Origin of the sequence: Geobacter sp. 60473, assembly GCF_036323535.1 — a bacterium.
GTDB lineage: Bacteria > Desulfobacterota > Desulfuromonadia > Geobacterales > Geobacteraceae > Geobacter > Geobacter sulfurreducens.
In genome coordinates this window covers 2,442,553-2,459,644 of the sequence record NZ_AP028967.1, presented here as the reverse complement: position 1 = coordinate 2,459,644, position 17,092 = coordinate 2,442,553, and the positions used below count along the sequence as shown (strand labels likewise).

13 protein-coding genes are annotated in these 17,092 nt (G+C 60.0%); 7 read left to right on the top strand and 6 right to left on the bottom strand.

Annotated features, from left to right (window positions below):
• The first annotated feature begins 130 nt into the window (after positions 1-130).
• From AABA48_RS11125 to AABA48_RS11095, 7 genes are all read left to right on the top strand, one after another.
• On the top strand, positions 131-2,104 hold the full coding sequence (locus AABA48_RS11125; protein WP_286350524.1) for a cytochrome C: 1,974 nt from the start codon (positions 131-133) through the stop codon (positions 2,102-2,104).
• 69 nt (positions 2,105-2,173) lie between these two features.
• Complete coding sequence (locus AABA48_RS11120; RefSeq protein ID WP_338270288.1) at positions 2,174-3,214, top strand: peptidylprolyl isomerase; 1,041 nt, start codon at positions 2,174-2,176, stop codon at positions 3,212-3,214.
• A 108-nt stretch (positions 3,215-3,322) separates the two neighbouring features.
• The gene (locus tag AABA48_RS11115) at positions 3,323-3,730 is read left to right on the top strand and encodes a rhodanese-like domain-containing protein (protein ID WP_192905595.1); all 408 of its coding nucleotides are present in this window, start codon (positions 3,323-3,325) and stop codon (positions 3,728-3,730) included.
• Complete coding sequence (locus AABA48_RS11110) at positions 3,727-4,119, top strand: rhodanese-like domain-containing protein (protein ID WP_192905596.1); 393 nt, start codon at positions 3,727-3,729, stop codon at positions 4,117-4,119. Before AABA48_RS11115 ends, AABA48_RS11110 begins: the two co-directional genes overlap by 4 nt.
• 79 nt (positions 4,120-4,198) lie before the next feature.
• A complete protein-coding gene (locus AABA48_RS11105) occupies positions 4,199-4,762 on the top strand; it encodes an SCO family protein (RefSeq protein WP_338270285.1) in 564 nt (187 codons plus the stop codon).
• Between the two features lie 50 nt (positions 4,763-4,812).
• Positions 4,813-6,999 carry a PAS domain-containing sensor histidine kinase gene (locus AABA48_RS11100; RefSeq protein ID WP_338270283.1) on the top strand — a complete coding sequence of 729 codons (2,187 nt, stop codon included), beginning with the start codon at positions 4,813-4,815 and terminating at the stop codon, positions 6,997-6,999.
• A gap of 151 nt (positions 7,000-7,150) precedes the next feature.
• Positions 7,151-7,633: a nitrous oxide reductase accessory protein NosL gene (locus AABA48_RS11095; RefSeq protein WP_286350519.1), complete on the top strand. Its 483-nt coding sequence runs from the start codon at positions 7,151-7,153 to the stop codon at positions 7,631-7,633.
• A gap of 251 nt (positions 7,634-7,884) precedes the next feature.
• Here the strand turns inward: AABA48_RS11095 and AABA48_RS11090 are convergent, their stop codons facing one another.
• The 6 genes from AABA48_RS11090 to AABA48_RS11065 form a co-directional block, all read right to left on the bottom strand.
• Positions 7,885-11,079, bottom strand: coding sequence for a P-loop NTPase fold protein (locus AABA48_RS11090; protein ID WP_324311841.1), 3,195 nt, complete (start codon positions 11,077-11,079; stop codon positions 7,885-7,887).
• Between the two features lie 27 nt (positions 11,080-11,106).
• A complete protein-coding gene (locus tag AABA48_RS11085; protein ID WP_324311839.1) occupies positions 11,107-11,493 on the bottom strand; it encodes a hypothetical protein in 387 nt (128 codons plus the stop codon).
• Between the two features lie 16 nt (positions 11,494-11,509).
• Complete coding sequence (locus tag AABA48_RS11080) at positions 11,510-12,517, bottom strand: endonuclease/exonuclease/phosphatase family protein (RefSeq protein WP_324311837.1); 1,008 nt, start codon at positions 12,515-12,517, stop codon at positions 11,510-11,512.
• Positions 12,518-12,590: 73 nt separating this feature from the next.
• On the bottom strand, positions 12,591-13,094 hold the full coding sequence (locus AABA48_RS11075; protein ID WP_324311835.1) for a hypothetical protein: 504 nt from the start codon (positions 13,092-13,094) through the stop codon (positions 12,591-12,593).
• A gap of 15 nt (positions 13,095-13,109) precedes the next feature.
• A complete protein-coding gene (locus tag AABA48_RS11070; protein WP_338270278.1) occupies positions 13,110-14,705 on the bottom strand; it encodes a hypothetical protein in 1,596 nt (531 codons plus the stop codon).
• 67 nt (positions 14,706-14,772) lie between these two features.
• On the bottom strand, positions 14,773-17,049 hold the full coding sequence (locus AABA48_RS11065; protein ID WP_338270276.1) for a hypothetical protein: 2,277 nt from the start codon (positions 17,047-17,049) through the stop codon (positions 14,773-14,775).
• Positions 17,050-17,092 lie beyond the last annotated feature (43 nt).

The window sequence follows — 17,092 nt, the reverse complement described above, 5'->3', positions numbered from 1 at the left end:
CAACAAATTGTTGGGCACCCTCCTTGCACAAATCTTGGATGAACCTAAAGTTCTGTGTTGTTATGCAATTTTGTGGTGGTTTTTGTTGCAACGCAGTTACTGGGCCGATAAACCTGAAAGGAGCGGTAAAATGAAGAATTTAGTGAAAAGCATCATTGCCTTGGGAGTGTTTTGCATGCCGTTGCTGTTGTTACAGTCTTTGCATGCCACCGAGAAAGGGGCGCGCAAGGATCACGGCAAGTCGGAAGCTGGTGACGTGCGCACCCTGGAAGGGTATGTGGAGCAGGAAAAAGAGTTCTATGATTTTCTGAAGAAAAACCACCCGCTTTTTAAGTACGAAAAGGATGGACGTCTAGTCGGCAAGTACCAGATCAGCGATCGTGAAGAGGAGTTTGTCGAGTTCGGCGGTGGCAAGGATTATGCCAAGAAGGTCAATATGCAGACTGCCATGACCTACCGGCTTGGCATGGAATCCATCCTGGACCTGCCCAACAAATTTGTCGGCGCCAAAAAGTGCGGCGAATGCCATCCTGCCCAGTATGAAAAATGGAGCCGTTCTCGCCATGCACTTGTGGTTCGCTTCCCCGACGAAATGGTGGAGTTGCCCAACAAGGACCTGAATGCACCCCTTTACGGCACCAAGGATCTGGCTATCCTGCCGAAGGGTATCACCCCCGATATGGTCTACGCCATTATCGGCACCCCCCGCACCAAGTACGGCTTTCTCGATGCCTGGCTGGTGCGTGGGACATACCACGTTGAAGATGGTCTGCTGCGCGACCTGACAGGCAGGATGGTAGCCGGCGGCAACCAGCATTCAAAACATTGGGGGCAGTCTTTAACCCCGGAGATGGCCAAGAAGATCGCAGAGTTTGTGCCAGGTTTCCCCACCAAGCTGGCTGATTTTGGCGACAGCAGCTCCAGCGTGTGGGGCATGACCTCATATGGCGCCAAGTACAGGAAGAATATGCTGTTCCAGCCGGCCAGTTCCTACTGCGAAGTCTGCCACACCTTCAAATTCGACTTCAAGAGTCAGAAAGAGCTGTTTGCCGCCCTTGGTAAGCCGGAGGAGCTGCGCAAGCACACGATAAACAAGGGTATTTCCTGCGAGGAATGCCATGGCGCCGGCGCTCACCTGGTAGGCGCCCGAGGTGCCGGCATGCCGTCCAACTGTGAGCGTTGCCACCAGCGCTTTGCCTATAATGAAGATGAAGCCCAAAAAGACCCGAAACACCAGCTCAGCTCCTACTTCAAGAGCGCCTGCCCCTCCTGTGGCACGGAAGGTTCACAGGCCTATTTCTCCGAGCATTATCAAAAGGGCATGCGTTGCGGCACCTGCCATGATCCCCATGAGGTGACCGAGAACGATTGGAGAGACAGCTACACCGTGCCAGGACTCAAGAAACAGTGCCAGGACTGCCACTCTGCCCAGTCTGAGTTCTTTAAGAACAATTCGGCTCACAGCACCCATAAGTGCGCCAGCTGCCACATGCCGGTTATGATGAGCTGTGAGAACTTCGCAACGATCCAGTTTCCCGACAAAGGGGGCTTTGACAACACCCGGGCTGCCCACATCTGGAAGATCAATGTCTCCCCGGATGAAAAAACACTCAACCCGCCTGAAGGCAAGGGCCGCGATTTCAGAGGACCTTGGCGCCTTACCAAAAGGGATGGCAAGCCGGCTATCGACCTGATGTGGTCGTGCGGCCGTACCAGCTTCAGTGACGGCAATCTCCTCAATAACGGTGGCTGCCACAGCGGCGCTCAGTCCCAGTTGCCTAAACAACTGCACTTTACCGATCAGAAACAGATCTTCGAGGTTGTGGATGCATGGCAGAGACCGGTGAAAAAAGGGATCAAGGGGCTGCAGGAAAACTTCACCAAACTCGATCCGCTGCTGGCCTCCTCCAGGAAGGCGCAAGCCGATAAAGCCCAGATTCAGGTCATGATCAACCAGGCCAAGGACATCGTTTCCGCCATAGAGAAAGACGGTTCCTGGGGAGTTCACGCCCCTGAATACACCCTGAAAAAGGTCAAGGAAGCCGAGATATTGGTGGATGGTGCCAATGCCGCCCTGACAGGTGCTAATGTGACGAAGAGGTAGGGATACCACGTGCCGGCCCGGCGAGTTGTGCGCCGGGCCGGCTTTTTTTGCAAAAGGAGATTGATGGTAATGTCTATGAACAGGAAGAAATGTGCCCTTAATATTCTGATGTTGCTTCTGCTCCTGGGGGGGCAGGCGGTTGTTGCCGCCGGGGAAGGGGCTGAAATTGCCGGATCAAAGTCTGCTCCGGCCAAGATGGATGAAGTTGCAACGACCTCCTGGGGCGACGTCCTTGCCAGGGTCAACGATACAGCCATTACCCGCGCCGAAGTGGATCGTGCCGTAAGGATATTCCTGGCTCAGAACCGCGTGTCTCACGATCTTGCTGCGGAAGTGCGCAAACAGGCGGATGAGGCGGCCCTGGAACAGGTTGTCGCCACCAGGCTGCTGTACCTGGACGGCCTCAAACTTGAAATCAAGGACCTGGACAAGCAGATCAACGACAGGATCAGCAGGGGGAAGGCAAAGTTCTCTGCGGTAGAGGAGTATGTGGCTGCCTTGAAGGCCAACAATCTAAGCGAGCAGGATGCGCTTGAAATCGTGCGCACTGAAATAGTGGTGGCCAATTTGCTGGAAAGCCGGGTTATCAGCAGGATCGTGGTTACAGACGCTGAAATCCGTGCATTTTACGACCAAAACCAGGATAAGTTCAAAAGACCTGAAGGTGTGCGCTTAAGTCATATTTTGATCGGAGTATCCCCCCAGGCGCTACCGGAGGAAAAACAGAAGGCCAGGGAAAAGGCTGAAAGCCTGCGCAATAAGTTGCTTGTAGGGGAAGACTTCGCCGCGCTTGCCAAGAGCGAGTCATCATGCCCCAGCAAGGAGCAGGGGGGGGATCTCGGTGTCTTCACCAAAAAGGAAATGGTGCCTGAATTTGAAAAGGGGACTGCTTCCCTTGGGATCGGTGAAATCAGCCCGGTAGTCGAAACGCAGGAGGGCTATCACATACTGAAACTTACTGAAATAAAAAACAGCGAGGTGATTTCTGTCGGTGAGGCAAAGGAGAGGATTGGGGAGTTTCTAAAGCAAAGCAAGGCCCAGCAGGCCATAAATGATTATGTTGCCGGATTAAAGCAGAAGGCAAAGATCGAGTATCTTGCCGTAAAGTGACCTGTCGTGCAAACAAGGTGTACCCGGACCTTTGGCCTCAAGGCGCTGGAAGCAAAGACATGAGGCAGGAAGCATGCAGCGGGGCCGGAACTTCTTTTAGGATGATCCATGAAAAGCTCACTTTTACTATTGCTGTTTCTTTTGCCGACGGTTCTCTTTGCCGCTGATTTTTACCAGCCGATCCCCGTGGCCGAGGTTGCCCGGCTGATGAAAACTCCAGGTGTCACGGTCCTGGATGTCAATGTTCAGGAGATATGGGAGAAACATCATATTCCCGGCGCCGTGCATATCGCTGGACCGGATATTGCCCGCTACCTGCCGGTGGACAAGAAAGCGCTGCTCATATTTTATTGCGCCGGTCCTTTGTGCGATGCCAGCGGCATTGCAGCAAACCAGTCGGTCATGCTCGGATACCGCCGGGTTTATGTCATGCGGGACGGCATCTTCGGCTGGATGAAGCTCGGGTATCCGGTGGAATCGGCTGTCCCCGACAAAAAGCAGGGTACACAACAATGATAGCGAGGTCTGTTTTGAAATGCCTTATTTTGCTCTCAATGCTTCTGCTTCTGCCTGCGGTTCTTTTTGCCGAAGACTATTTCCAGCCAATTCCCATGGCCGAGGTTCTCCGTTTCAGAAACCGGCCGGATGTTGTGGTTTTTGATGTCAATGTCAAGGAGATATGGGAAGAGCATAGCATCCCTGGTGCGGTGCATATCGATACCCAGGATTTTGAGAGGTTTCTGCCGAAGGACAAGAACGCCATACTGATCTTTTATTGCGCGGGACCTGATTCCAGACGGTCCGCCATCGCGGCAAACACCGCTATCATACTCGGATTCCGCCAGGTATATGTCATGAGGGATGGCATCTTTCGCTGGCTCAGCGCCGGGTATCCTGTTGAATAGAAAATCCCCCGGCAGGGTCCGCAGGTTTCGTTGTGACCATATGCATTTCAGTCTCCGGCAGGGATGAGGACAAAATTACATGCCAAAAATCAATCGGATAATTGTTTATACGCTCTTGCTGACTATTGCCATGTCTGGAGGCTTTGTGCGCCAGACAGAAGCCGGCAACAAGAAGAATAAAAAAAGCATAGAGAGTTTCGTGGTGCCTGATGCTGTCCTTACAAACCAGAACGGGGTAAAGGTGAGCCTGAGAACCCTTTTGCAAACCCAAAAGCCGGTTATGCTGGATTTTATCTATACGGCCTGCACCACCACCTGCCCTGTCCTGTCGGCCACGTACGCAAGCATTCAGAACAGGCTTGCCCCGGATACCCAAAGGGTCCAGCTTGTATCCATATCAGTTGATCCCGACCATGATACGCCGCCGGTGTTGAAAGGGTATCTTAAGGCCTATCGTGCAAAACCCGGCTGGGATTTTCTTACGGGAAGCAGGGAAGAAATAGACAAGGTTCTGAAAGCCTTCAGTATAAAAGAGATGTCATATAACTATTTCACATTGATCCGCAGTTCGCCCGACAGTAATTGGATCAAGATCACCGGTCGCTTGGACGCGACGGAAGTAATCAGCGAATATCTAAAGTAGACCGTCTGTAAAGTTCATATACTCTCTCGCATGAAAAATCAGGAATTTCCATGAGCATCAGGTTCAAAATAGGTATTCTGGCGCTGGTTGTAACAGCATGTGTTTCAGTCATGGCGCTGACCGCCATATTCAGTGTGCGCAATCTGTCAGATGAGGTCGATCTCCTTCGCACCCATCAAATCATCACCCAGTTGAGCGTCGTCAAGTTGAGCCGTGACATGAATTACCTTTCCCGGCTGTCACGCGACATCATGCTGGGGGGGGACTATGAGCGGGACATAAAAGCTGTCAATGACATTGCTGACAAGGTGTCGAATCATTTCGATTTGCTTTATAAGGCCGCTGACAACTTCGAAACCAAGGGGTTGATAACGAATGCACATTACGACACCAATGATTGGCTTAATTCAACTAAGGCGGTGCTGGCCGAGCTTGGCAAAAATCCCACTGAAGACCGGCACAAGGCTTACAAGGAGTATGAACGGGATATAACCCCCAAGGCCATGAAGGCCAGGGAAAGTTTTGAAAAAATACTGCAGTGCTCGGAAAAGGATTTCAAGGGGGGGGTCGAGGTCTTTGAAAACACCATGGCCAGATCCGCCACTGCCGTCATCATTGTCAGCATTACCGCCATTGTCATCATTGTTTTAAGTTTTGTCGTGATCCTGCGCACGATTCTGATCGAGATCGAGAACCGCCGCCATGCCGAAGAGGCGCTTAGCGCCAGCGATAAAACCGCACGAGCGCTTCTGGACGGAATCGATAACTCCACCTATCTCATTGACCCTGACGGAATTGTTCTCGCCATAAACGCAACGGCCGCAAAGCGTGCCGGCAAAGACGCCAATAAATTGGTGGGAAGCTGTCTGTGGGATTTTTACCTCCCTTCCGGGATATCGCACAAACGGAAGCAAATGGCGGCGCAGGTCATTGCCACCTGTCGCGCGGCACGGTTTGAGGATGAGCGCAACGGCTTGATCTTTGACCACACCTATTACCCGGTATTCAACGACGCTGGTGCGGTTGTGAAAATAGCGGTCATGTCCATTGACGTCACGGAACAGAAAAAGGCGCTGAAGGCGCTGGAAGAGAGTGAAAAGCGCTTTCGGACCCTGATCGAGGATGCCCCGATAGGCATCTCCATGTCCCGTGACCTGCGCTATACCTATGTCAATCGCGCCTATACGACAATATTCGGGTTCAATGATCCGTCGGAACTGATCGGAACCTATATCGGCGATCGCATCGCGCCGCAGTGCCGCAGCGAGATCACCGGGTTGGTGCGCCGATGCCTCGATGGCGGGAAGGTTCCCTTTGAATTCGAGACGATCGGGATGCGCAAGGATGGGCTGCGTTTTCCCTGTTACGTAGATATCACAAGGCTGACCTTTGATGACGGTCCCATGTCGATATCGTTCACAAGAGACTTCACCGAGCGCAAGCAGGCCTGGGATCTCATGATTCAGACCGAAAAGATGGTCATGATCGGCGGCCTGGCGGCCGGGATGGCCCATGAGATCAACAATCCGGTCGGCATCATCATCCAGAACCTGCAGAACATCGAGCGCAGGCTGGCCGTTGATTCGCCTGACAATCAGGCCGTTGCGGACGGGCTTGGCATAAACTTGCCGCAGGTCGGCAGCTACCTGGATAAGCGCGGGATTTTCAAGCTGCTTGTCACGATCCGCAACGCCGGGGAGCGGACGGCCAGAATCGTATCCAATATGCTCCAGTTCAGCCGCAAGAGCGATTCTGAACACAAGCTGTCCGATCTGCCGCTTGTCATCGAGCGCACCATGGAGATGGCGGCAAATGATTACGACCTGATGAAAAAATACAATTTTAACAGTATCAACTTTGTCAGGCACTTCTCGCCTGACCTGCCGCAGGTAAAGGTCAACGTGACCGAGATCGAGCAGGTGATGATCAATATCCTGAAGAACTCGGCCCAGGCCATGTCGTGTTATGGGACCCCTGATCCGGAAATAAATCTCAGCGCATATCGCGAAGATCAGATGGTTGTTGTCAAGGTGGCGGATAACGGCCCAGGGATGGACGAGCAGACCCGCAAGCGGATTTTCGAGCCATTTTTCACAACCAAGGAAGTCGGTTTCGGAACGGGGCTGGGATTGTTTGTTTCCTATACCTTGATCACACAGAGTCATAAGGGGGTCTTTACCGTTGACTCAATCCCTGGCAATGGGGCTTGTTTTACCATCAAGCTTCCGCTCGATTAGCTGGATAACGGCAAAAAGCGGGGCTCATCGAGGCCGGGCGCAAGGCAAACAACCCGTGAGTAATAAGGTGCCTCTGGAATGATTGCAGGGCCCGGCAGCTATAGCGCCTGCCTGGTCACAGGTTACAACATCATCGCAAAGGGGGCTCAGCATGCAACTGTTCAGGCGCCTGGCGCCAATATTGGTTTCGCTTTTGCTGCTTTTCTCGGCCGCCATTGGCGCGCCACCGGCCGTCATGGCCCCGCTGGCCACGGACAAATGCCCGGTATGCGGGATGTTTGTCAGCAAATACCCGGACTGGGTAGCCACGGTCACCTTCAGGGATTCCACAACGCTGTTTTTTGACGGCGCCAAGGATTTCTTCACCTATTACCACAACATGCGGAAGTACACCCCGGCCAGGAAGCAGGATGCCATCTCCGCCATAACCGTCAATGATTATTACACCCTCAAGCCGATAAATGCCAAGCAGGCCTATTTTGTCAGCGGCAGCAACGTGTACGGCCCCATGGGAAAGGAACTGGTTCCCTTTGGCAAGCAGGCCGATGCCCAGGCATTTGCCAAGGACCACAAGGGGAAGCAGGTGCTGCGTTTTGCTGACGTTACCCAGGCCGTGCTGAAAACGCTGGAGTAAGCCCGGTCCGCTGCGCAACTTCAGGTGACAACTGTTCAATCCGCCAGGGGAATTATTGATTTAATGATTGCAACCACAACACATAGACGGTGAGCCGGTCAGGGATGAACGGTGCCGCTGGCTAAATTCAAAACCATGAGATGGAGGTTGTCGCATGAAAAGAACAGTTGTGTTTGAACTTACCCCACGTGCCGCCACGCCCGGCCTCCGGGAATTTCCGCGCTGTCATGAGGGCTTTGCCGCATCTCCTTTCAGTGGGGCCGCGCGGTGAAGGAGTAGCGCCGGGCCACGGAGGCGGTGTTGTGGAGGGTGGCCAGGAGTGTGGGATCGTTGCCGAGCCCCTGGGGGGCGACACTGTCGTGCAGGATCTGGAGCGCGCCCAGGAGGGGGGCGGCTTCAGTGCCTGCGGTGATGCGGGTATCCTCGCCCAGGGCGGAGATGAGGTCGGCGAGTCCCTTTTTCTCCTTGCTTCCCGCAAGATTGCCGGTGGCCAGCGCGGCCAGGTGGTCGAAATAAACGGATGCGATGCCCGGCGCGCCGGTAACGATGGCCAACTGGGCCAAAAGGGCCCGGTAGGCGGTCTGCTCCCCCTGCTCACCCACGAGGGTGTCGTGCTCATGGACCGGGAGACTGGTGCGGATGAGGCGGTAGACGTTGACGAAACGCAGCCCACGGCGCGGGGTGGTGCCGGCATGGGGGGCAAGTTCGGCCATGAAGGCGGCTTCATGGGGGGTGAGGGTCATGGTGCGGGCCTCGTGCTCGCGGAAGGATTCCTCGGTGGTGTCGGGTTTGGGTGTTGCATCGGGAATCAGAGACTCGACCGGTGCCACCGGGGGGGCCGCTTCAGTCTCGGTGGGCGTCTGTTCTGACGCCGGTTGGGGCGAAGGTGTCGGGGGGATGGCGTTCGGGGCCGGTTCGGGCGACACGGGGGGGCGTTCGGACGGGGCTGCTGAATCGGCCGTGGCGATCCCCTTGACGTACGTGCGGCAGGCGTCGGCATCCATGGCGCGGACCCAGTAGGGAAGCTGGAAGATCTTTTCCAGGTAGTCCTGGGACGAGGCGGCCCGCTCCCGATCGGTGTTGTTGGGTGCGGTGCGCCGGTCTGCGGTCTCGTGCCGCGCCTCGCCGGCAGGGGCGCCGGGACGGGCGGGGGCCGTGGCGCCGGTGCCGGGGATGATGACGGTCTCGGCCAGGAGCTCCGGGTAGACCTCCTTGAGGGAGCGGGAGACCCAGCGGGCATCCACCGCCACCACGACCACGAAAAGGGGGAAGCAGAGGAGAAGGTGGATGGCCTGGAGGACCTCCACGACCTTTTCGGGCGGGCAGCGGTCCAGGTCGTCGATGTAGAGGATGATCCGCTCGAACAGGCGCAGGGATTCGGCGTCGAAGGTGGTGGAGGCCCTGAGGACGGCGGTTTCTTCATCGGTCAGCACGTCACCGGAGCGGGCGATGAGTTCTTCCACCCGGCGTGCATAGTCGCGCCGGGCCCGCTCGTATTCCTCGGCCAGTTCCCGGTCGCGGCCGGCATCGGCCATGAGCTGGGCCAGCTGCCCGAAGTCCTTGCGGATGGTGGCGATGATCCCCAAGTGCTTGGCATAGTCGCCGCTGATGACCTTGTCTCGGATGAAGGTGTTGAGCCGTCCCCGGGCCGTGGCTCCCTGGAAGTCGCGGGCCGCCTCGGCGGCGCGGCGGTCGGCATCGGCCAGGCGGCGCTCGGCCTGCTCCACGTCGCTCCTGAGCCGCGTCGCCTCGCGCTCGGCATCGGTGAGAAGGGCCGCCTCGTTGCTGTTCTTTCTGAATTCCTCGGTCCGCTCGGCAATGGCCGCTTCCAGGTTGGCGCGGAACCCTTCGAGGGTGTCCAGGGCGGTGGCGGTCCGCTTGAGGGCCGTGCCCGCGAATCCGGCCACGGAGGCCATGACCGAGGAGAGGCCGAGAACGGCGCTGTTCACCTGTTTGAGCCAGGACAGGACCTCAGCCTGCCCCAGCAGATCCCGGAGCCAGGCCACGGCGGCCGGGGCCGCCAGGAGGATCAGGGCAAGGGCCGCCAGCCACCGGGGGCGACCGAGCATGGCAATGGCGCTGCGACCCAGGGCTCGGGACCGTCCGGCCTGGGTGGCCGTTTCCTGGAGCACTTCGCTGATCTGTCGGGCCGAGGCGGAGAGCTCCGGCACTCCCAGGACCTTTCCGGCGCGGTCAATGGTTTCGCGCGTTTCCCGGTCCTTGCCCAGGGTCGTGCCCACGGCGGCCCAGAATTCGCCCGTGGTTGCCACGGCCTGGCGGGCCAGGGCCGTCTCGAACCGGGCCCGAACGGTTTTCAGGTGCTCTTCGGCCTCCTGTCGCTGGCGGCGGCGGAGCACCAGCTCGTCCAGGGCCTCCAGCTTGAGGGTGCGGGAGGTGGAGAGGTGGTCGAAGAGGAGATCCACGGACTCGTTGGGGTTTTCGGGGCGGTCCTTGAGCCAGCGATCCAGCTCGGTGAAGATGTAGTCCACCAGGCTGGCCCACAGGTTTGATTCCACGTAGTGCCAGGCATTGAAGCGGATCTGGACGATGTTGCCGTGGAAGGGGCCGTCAGCGTCGGCCTTGCGGGAAATCCGCTCCACATGGTCGTGCATGAGCTTCATGAAGAAGGTTTTGCCCGAGCCCCATTCGCCGAACACGCCGATGGAGAGGGGCGGGCGGATGGCGCGGCCCGCGGCGAGGCGGGCAAAGGCACGGGCCTCCTGCCGCACGTCCATGAGGTCCGTGGCCGAGGTGGGGTCGTCGGCGGTGAACCGGGCGATGAGGACATCGGGTCCGGCGCTGACGGGGGGGACGGGTGCCTCGGCGGCAAAGCTCTTGAAAATGGTGCCGGCGGGGGGAGGTTCCGTGGGGGGCGCCTCGGCCTGCTCCAGGGCCAGGGAGACCCAGGTGGAATCCTCCGACGGGAAGGCCCGCTGGAGGAAGTCGAGGGTGCTGCGCTGCCAGGCGGCGATGTCGACTCCCCAGCCGATGAGCTGCTTTCTGTGGTAGTCGGAAAGGCGGAAGGCGAGGGCCGCCAGCAGGTGGCGCGTTCCCAGGGGGCGGGGCTCGGCGCCGTCGCGGGTGGCGATCCGCAGCGCCGCTGCGAGGATGTCGCGCACCGATGTGGAGTAGAACTCCCTGGCCTCGGGAAGGGTGCCGCCGGTCGCCTGCTCTTCAACCCTTGGGCGCATTGCCTCGGAGGTCTGCACCAGGTCGGCGATGGCCTCGGCCCGTTCGCCTGTTTCCCGGGCGTAGCGGGCAAACCATGAGCCGGTCTCGTCCTCCACGAGAATTGCCCCCACGAGGATGGAGGTGAAGTTCACCGGCGTGCCGTCCCCCCGGATGGCGCCGGCCCATGCGGAGAGCCGCATGAGCCGGTCGAGGGAAGGTTCGTAGGCAGCTTCGGGGGGGAACGGTGCCAGGGGGGCGGTTTCGGGCTTGTCCATGGGGGTCTCCCGTGCTCTCCGTTACGGTTACCGGTTCCTGCCTCCACCGGGACCCATCCCCTTGCCGGGGGCACCCAATCCGGCCGGACCCATGCCGCCTCCCGGCACCGGCGGTTCGTCGGGAAGGGTCACACCCCGCTCCATGGCCCTTTCTTTCATCCGCTCGTGGTGCTCTTTTCTGAGCTGTTCCCGCTCCTGCTCAGTCTTGGCGGCCCGCATCCTGGCCCGGTATTCGACCCGCTCCTTCCTGGTCATGAGCTGGCTGCCGTAGACCCGTTCCTGCTCCTTTGCCTCGGTCCGGACTTTTCCCCGGACGTTCTCCCTGACGCGCTCCTGGTCCGTTGCCGGTGCGACTCCGGCGACCAGGGAGAGTATCCCTGCCGCGACGGTTACGATGAGTGCCTGCTTCTTCATGGCTGCCTCCTTTCGTTCATGGGTTCGGCCCGGTGGTCACCAGGAGCGAGACCGGCCGGTGATCGCTGGTCTGGCTGTCCTTGGGTAGCCCGGCGTTGACAAGTTCGTGCGCCTCGTGTTCCACCTTGCCTGCGTGGGGCTCCACCTGCCACGGCAGGGAGCCGTTCACGAGCCCCTGGCTGAAGAGGATGTGGTCCAGGAGGATTTCGGGGCGACGGTCCGGCTGGACGAAGTCCCTGAACCGGACAGTCCAGCAGAGTTCGTCGGGGACGTCGAAGAGGCCGTGGTTCAGGAACCGGCTGGTGGCGAAGACGTTGCCCTGGATATTGGCGATGAGGTCGAAGAAGAGGTATTGCTCCTCGAAATACTCTTTGCCCGGACCGTCGTTGAAGTCGCCCAGCACGAACAGGGCGGGATTGCCCACCTGCCGGAATTTGGCGTCGATGTAGGCGCGGACGTTGGCTGCCTCGGTGGCCATCTTGATCCGGGCCGTGAGGGCCTCGCGGATGAACCGCTCCCGTTCGTCGCGCCAGAGCCGCTCACCCTGGTTGATGAACTTACTCTTCAGGTGCAGGCCGATGAACTCCACGCGCAGGCCGTGCCAGTCCAGGACCAGCACCTGGGGATGCCGGTAGTGGCGGTGCGTCTCCCGGGAGAATTCCCCCCACAGGTGGCAGGGCCACGAGGCCCCGGCAAAGGCGTCCCAGGTGGTGACGGGGAGGAGCGACGCCCGGTCCGCCAGCTCCCGGCGGACGAGGAACCATATCCACTGGTCACCCCTCGTGGCATAGTTGCCGTCGGCCGCCTTCACCGCCACCCACTCGCCGTCCAGCAAGTCGTTGGCAACAAGATCGATCCCTGCTTCGCCGGCTGGACCCTCAAGCAGACAGAGGATGTGGGGCGCCAGCTCCCTGATCTCCCGCACCACGGCATCCCGTCGACGACGTTCTTTGGCGGTGGGATGCGCCCTGGTCAAGCGTTCCAGATGCGCCACGTTCCAGGAGGTGATCTTGACGGTGTTCATGGGATCCTTTCGTGCCGTGCGGCCATCGTATCTGCGAAATGCCGGGAGGTGGGCCCCCTGGCGGCTGCCTGCGTCACTTGGCCTTCAGTTTCTCTCGATGCTCGTACAGCTTGCGATACTGCTCTGCCGACGGTTTCTGGATGGCCGGCCTGAAGACCGTGATGGACCTGATCCGCTCGTCGGCAGGGTCGATGACGAATTCGACCCCCTGGTCCGCATAGGTGAGCACGATAACGCTTCCTTTCAGCGCCTTTTCCCCCCTGCCGTAGAAACGCAGCACCTCGGCCAGAGTGGCGCCGGGCTTCAAGCGGTTACGCTCTACTTCATATCTGGGCGACGAGACGGTGATCCTGCCGATGATGCCGCCCGCCGTAGTGATGCCGATTCCCTTGCTTTTTCGGATAGCGCGAAGCGTGCGGCTATCCGGGGCCGGATCGCCGATGTTGAATCGCTCGATTCTCTGGCCCGGAACAATGGTTCCTTCGCCTGTTTCACCGCACACCCCGTCGGCCGGGAGGCGCGGACCCAGACCGAGGAGGGCAACCCCTACGACGATGGCAGACAATCCCTTGCGCATGGTTTCTCCTTGGGACTATGGCGGGCCGGACCCGCCCCTTTCCGTGGCCAGGGCTACGCTCTCCGATCTGGTTGTCCCCGCCTGCTGGCGGAGGAGGCGGATGATGCCGGGGATCTTTTCCGGCCTGACCGGTTCCACGCTCATATAGCTGTAGGCGCTGCGTTCCAGCATGATAATCCGGGTGCTGCCGGCACCTGCCTGTTCCGGGTGCTCGAAGGCTCCGATGATGATTTCCCGTCCCTTGGTCGGTCCGAGGATGTAGAGTTCCGCCCCCCGCTGCCGGGCCTCGTCGAGTTTTTTCCGCAAGGGGTGGGCTCCCTTGTCCTCCCCCGTAAAGACGATGTCTTTCAATCGCTGGACTTTGAATTCGAACTTGAACCGGCCGTAGGCGGTGGGAAGCGTGATGAGCACCGTCAGAAAGAGGAGGAGGATGACGACGAAGTAGCCTCCTTCCCAGAGGGGGAGGCGGATCAGGCGCGTGCTGTTCAGCAACAGGTAGACGAGGATGCCGATGAGCACCCAGAAGGAGTACGAGATCATGAACTGGCCGAAGGCGATGGGTTTCAGGCTGCCGAGGGATGCGCATATCCGGCCGGTTTCCTCGTCTCCGGGGACGAAGAAGGCGGAGATGTTCTCCCGCAGCCGCGTCAGGCGCCTCATGGAGTCGCCGGCCAGTTCGTAGTTCGCGGGGATGAGGACCAGCGAAGAGGTGTCCCCCTCGCTTGTGAGGTGACCGCTCAGCAGGCTGCGGAAATCCTGGAGGGTGAGGTTGACCCGCTCCCTGAGCCGCTGCTGCAGGGCGTGGCTCAGCCAGATGTTGCGCAGTGTCGCATAGGTCTCCGACTTTTCGAAATCGGCGTCCGAGCGGAAGGGTGACGGCTCGCGGATCGAGAACCGTTTCTGGAACACCTCCAGCGAGAGGGCCGTTCCTTCTTTCCGTGAAAGCTCGGCCAGGGCATAGTCCAGCCAGCGGAGGGTCGGCTCCACTCCGAAGGTGAGTTCTTCGTAGAAGCGCTGCTGAAACTCGTCGGCTTGTTCGAGTGCACCCTTGCGGGGCAGCAGGATGAGGATTTTTTCCCCCAGGTCGTGGGAGACATCGGCCAGCAGACGCTCCTGGCATACGATGTCGGAGGAGAGCTTCCTGACGAACCAGCCCGAGGTGAGGATGAAGGCCGCTGAAAGGGCCAAGGTCAGGAAAATCAGGTAGTTGATCCGATAGCGAAGGATCAGGGAAACGGATCGGGTGATCCGCCCCTCGGCGGCGGGACGTTCATGGGCGACCTTGCCCCCTCCGACGGGAACCGTCAGCAGGAGCAAGGCCATCAGGATGACGAAAAAGGGGATCAGTCTCCAATCTTGAAAAAAGGTGAAGATGTCCTGAAAGAACTGAAAACCCGCCTCGGTGACGTACTCGTCGGTGTAGTGGACGACGCCGTAGAGGTTGTAGGCCCGCAAGCGTGCCACGATGATGGCATTGCCGATCCAGAAGAAGAGGATGGCGCCGCCGCCGATGCCCCCAACCACAAGGCCGACGCTCTTCAGTACTTCCAGAATGGCGGTCAGGTCGAGCCGTGGGGAAGTTTGGTCTGACTGTTGCGATTTTCCGTGCATGGACACGCTCGTACTGCACCGGAATGCCGGGCGCCCCCACTAAGTTGCCGGAGGGGCGCCCGGCGGTTCAAGCCGGCTTCAGGTCGTTGCATATCCTCACCGGCCACAGGGCTTCGCGCCAGTGGGGGCCGCCCGGCGTGTAGGTCCTGTCCTGGACGCGGAGCTTGAAGACGTACACGCAGCACTCGCCCCGGGGCAGGAGCAGGTCGGCCGGGACCGGGTAGCCCACCGATGCGCTGCAGAGCGGATCGATTGCCCGCAGGTCGAACTGGGCCAGGGTGCCGAAGACCGCAGCGGGGAGCGGGTTGGCAGGGTCGCAGGGGGTGCAGGAGGTGCCCGGATCGCCCACGCGGTTCGTGCCGAAGAAGCAGGGGCTCCCCATGCTCCAGGAAACGGGGATCTGGACTTCGGTTCCCCCCTGCTTGCTCACCTTGACCCAGTAGAAGTCGAAGTTGTCGTTGGGGCGGGTGAGGGGGAGGGCCGGGTCGATGTACTCGTCCCATGCGATGCCCGAGAGCGGCAGGTTCCAGGGGACTCCGCAGTCGGGCGGGGTGGCGAAGCTGCTGATGCGGATGTCGGCGCAGCGGGGCACCGCGTCGATCCGGATCATGGCGCAGATGGGCTTGTTGTCGATCCAGACCTTCTGGGTGTCGTAGTAGAGGGTGCCCCCCGTGTCCTCCACCATCAGGCGCAGGGTGACCAGTCCGCTCAGGCCGCAGGTGGAAACGTGGGTCTGCCAGCAGGAGGGTGCGAGCCGGGCCTCGGGGACGTTCATCAGGCAGTAGGGGGGGAAGGGGACCGGCACCACGCAGTCGGTGACCCAGGAGGCGGTCAGCACCGAGGTGTCCTTGCGCATGTTCATGTCCCGGTACTGCCAGACCGTGTTGTACTCCACCTTCCAGATGTTGATCCAGCCGCCGGTGGTGGGGTCGGTCTCGAAGCCGGGCTTGTAGTCGATGAGGTAACGCTTGATCTTCCGCCCTTCGCACCCCCCCACGAAGGCGCTTCCCCAGATGGAGAGGCATTCGCCGAAGGATATCTCGTGGACCCCCGAGGGGCGCGTGCAGAGGGCCGGCACGGTCTCCACGAACATGGCCGCGGGGTCGTAGGCTGTGGTGTCCAGGGTGAAAGCCCCGTCAAAGCCCAGGATGCGGACATCCTGCTTGAACAGGGAGAAGGTGATGGTCCTGACGCAAGTGGCGCCCTGGACCCCGTACACGGTGAGGCGGATGGTGTAGACCCCCTCGTCCCGGGCCGTGGTGTCGAAATAGGCCAGGAGCCCGCCCGCCACGGGGGAGTTCCCCTGGGTGCCGCCGCCCGGAGGGATCGGGGGATAGTGGAAGTCCGAGGCGTGCCAGGCAATGCCGTCGCGGGACCACTCCAGCACGTAGCGCAGGAATCCGCCTCCCGTGGCCGTCCCCTTCACGGCCACCACCAGGGCCTTCAGGTCCGTGTTGACCTCTTCGGCCACGCAGCCGGCGGGAGCGGTCAGCTCGCAGACCAGGGGCTGGAAGCAGCGGCGCAGGCAGCGGAAGTAGGCCACCAGGCAGCGGACCAGTTCGATGAGCGAACGGGAGCGCCCCAGGCACCAGCCGAAGCGGAAGGCGCAGATGCACCAGCAGCGGCAGAGCCAGAAGCGCGGGTCCTTGCTCAGTTTCTCGAAGAGTTCGGCCCCCATGAGGAGCCGGGCGTTATCCACCGTGAGGAACTTCTCGAACAGGGCTTCGGCCGCGTCACCCCCCGAGTGGCAGTCCACCTGGCCCGACACGGCCCCGTCGGCCAATTCAGTGGAGTGATCCATGGCCTTGGCCTCCTGCTCCAGCCAGGGCCTGAAGACCTCGGCAAAGCTTGCCGTGAGCTTGCGGAAGTCGGCCCGCTCCTCAGGCGTTGGCTGGCGGCCGGTGGGATCGTTCTGGAAAAGTCGGCGGATGCAGAGCCAGTAGCGGTAGAGGTAATAGACCGACACCGGGAAGGTGCGGGAGCGGGAGAGGAGCCAGCCGAAGCGGAGGCAGCAGAGAATCTTGCGCAGGCACCACTGCCACTCGTCAATGGGGCCCAGGGCCTCCCGGGCCTGGGGGGTGAGGGTGCGCAGGGCCACGTCGGCGGTGGCCAGGGGGGCGAAAAGCCGGTCGGCGAGAAGCTGCTCGTCCTCGCAGCTGTGGGGTTGCTTTTCCGCCACGGCCACGAGCCGTTCGGCGGATTCGCTCAGTTTGAGTTCTTCTTCGAGAATGGGACGCCAGGCGTCCAGGAGCTGTTGGAGGACGAACTGGAAGTCCTCCCGGTTAATGTCCTCGTTCAGGAGCGCCTTGACGGTCTCCGCCGTCAGTTTCGTTTCCTTTTCCATCCGTGGACTCTCCTTTCATCCGCATCCGTGCGGACATACGCGC

Excerpts from the sequence above, each read along its gene's own strand:
- AABA48_RS11105 (WP_338270285.1), top strand. The coding sequence starts at position 4,199 with ATGCCAAAAATCAATCGGATAATTGTTTATACGCTCTTGCTGACTATT.
- AABA48_RS11120 (WP_338270288.1), top strand. The coding sequence starts at position 2,174 with ATGTCTATGAACAGGAAGAAATGTGCCCTTAATATTCTGATGTTGCTT.
- AABA48_RS11100 (WP_338270283.1), top strand. The coding sequence starts at position 4,813 with ATGAGCATCAGGTTCAAAATAGGTATTCTGGCGCTGGTTGTAACAGCA.
- AABA48_RS11065 (WP_338270276.1), bottom strand. The coding sequence starts at position 17,049 with ATGGAAAAGGAAACGAAACTGACGGCGGAGACCGTCAAGGCGCTCCTG.
- AABA48_RS11125 (WP_286350524.1), top strand. The coding sequence starts at position 131 with ATGAAGAATTTAGTGAAAAGCATCATTGCCTTGGGAGTGTTTTGCATG.
- AABA48_RS11075 (WP_324311835.1), bottom strand. The coding sequence starts at position 13,094 with ATGCGCAAGGGATTGTCTGCCATCGTCGTAGGGGTTGCCCTCCTCGGT.
- AABA48_RS11110 (WP_192905596.1), top strand. The coding sequence starts at position 3,727 with ATGATAGCGAGGTCTGTTTTGAAATGCCTTATTTTGCTCTCAATGCTT.
- AABA48_RS11080 (WP_324311837.1), bottom strand. The coding sequence starts at position 12,517 with ATGAACACCGTCAAGATCACCTCCTGGAACGTGGCGCATCTGGAACGC.
- AABA48_RS11095 (WP_286350519.1), top strand. The coding sequence starts at position 7,151 with ATGCAACTGTTCAGGCGCCTGGCGCCAATATTGGTTTCGCTTTTGCTG.
- AABA48_RS11070 (WP_338270278.1), bottom strand. The coding sequence starts at position 14,705 with ATGCACGGAAAATCGCAACAGTCAGACCAAACTTCCCCACGGCTCGAC.
- AABA48_RS11115 (WP_192905595.1), top strand. The coding sequence starts at position 3,323 with ATGAAAAGCTCACTTTTACTATTGCTGTTTCTTTTGCCGACGGTTCTC.
- AABA48_RS11085 (WP_324311839.1), bottom strand. The coding sequence starts at position 11,493 with ATGAAGAAGCAGGCACTCATCGTAACCGTCGCGGCAGGGATACTCTCC.
- AABA48_RS11090 (WP_324311841.1), bottom strand. The coding sequence starts at position 11,079 with ATGGACAAGCCCGAAACCGCCCCCCTGGCACCGTTCCCCCCCGAAGCT.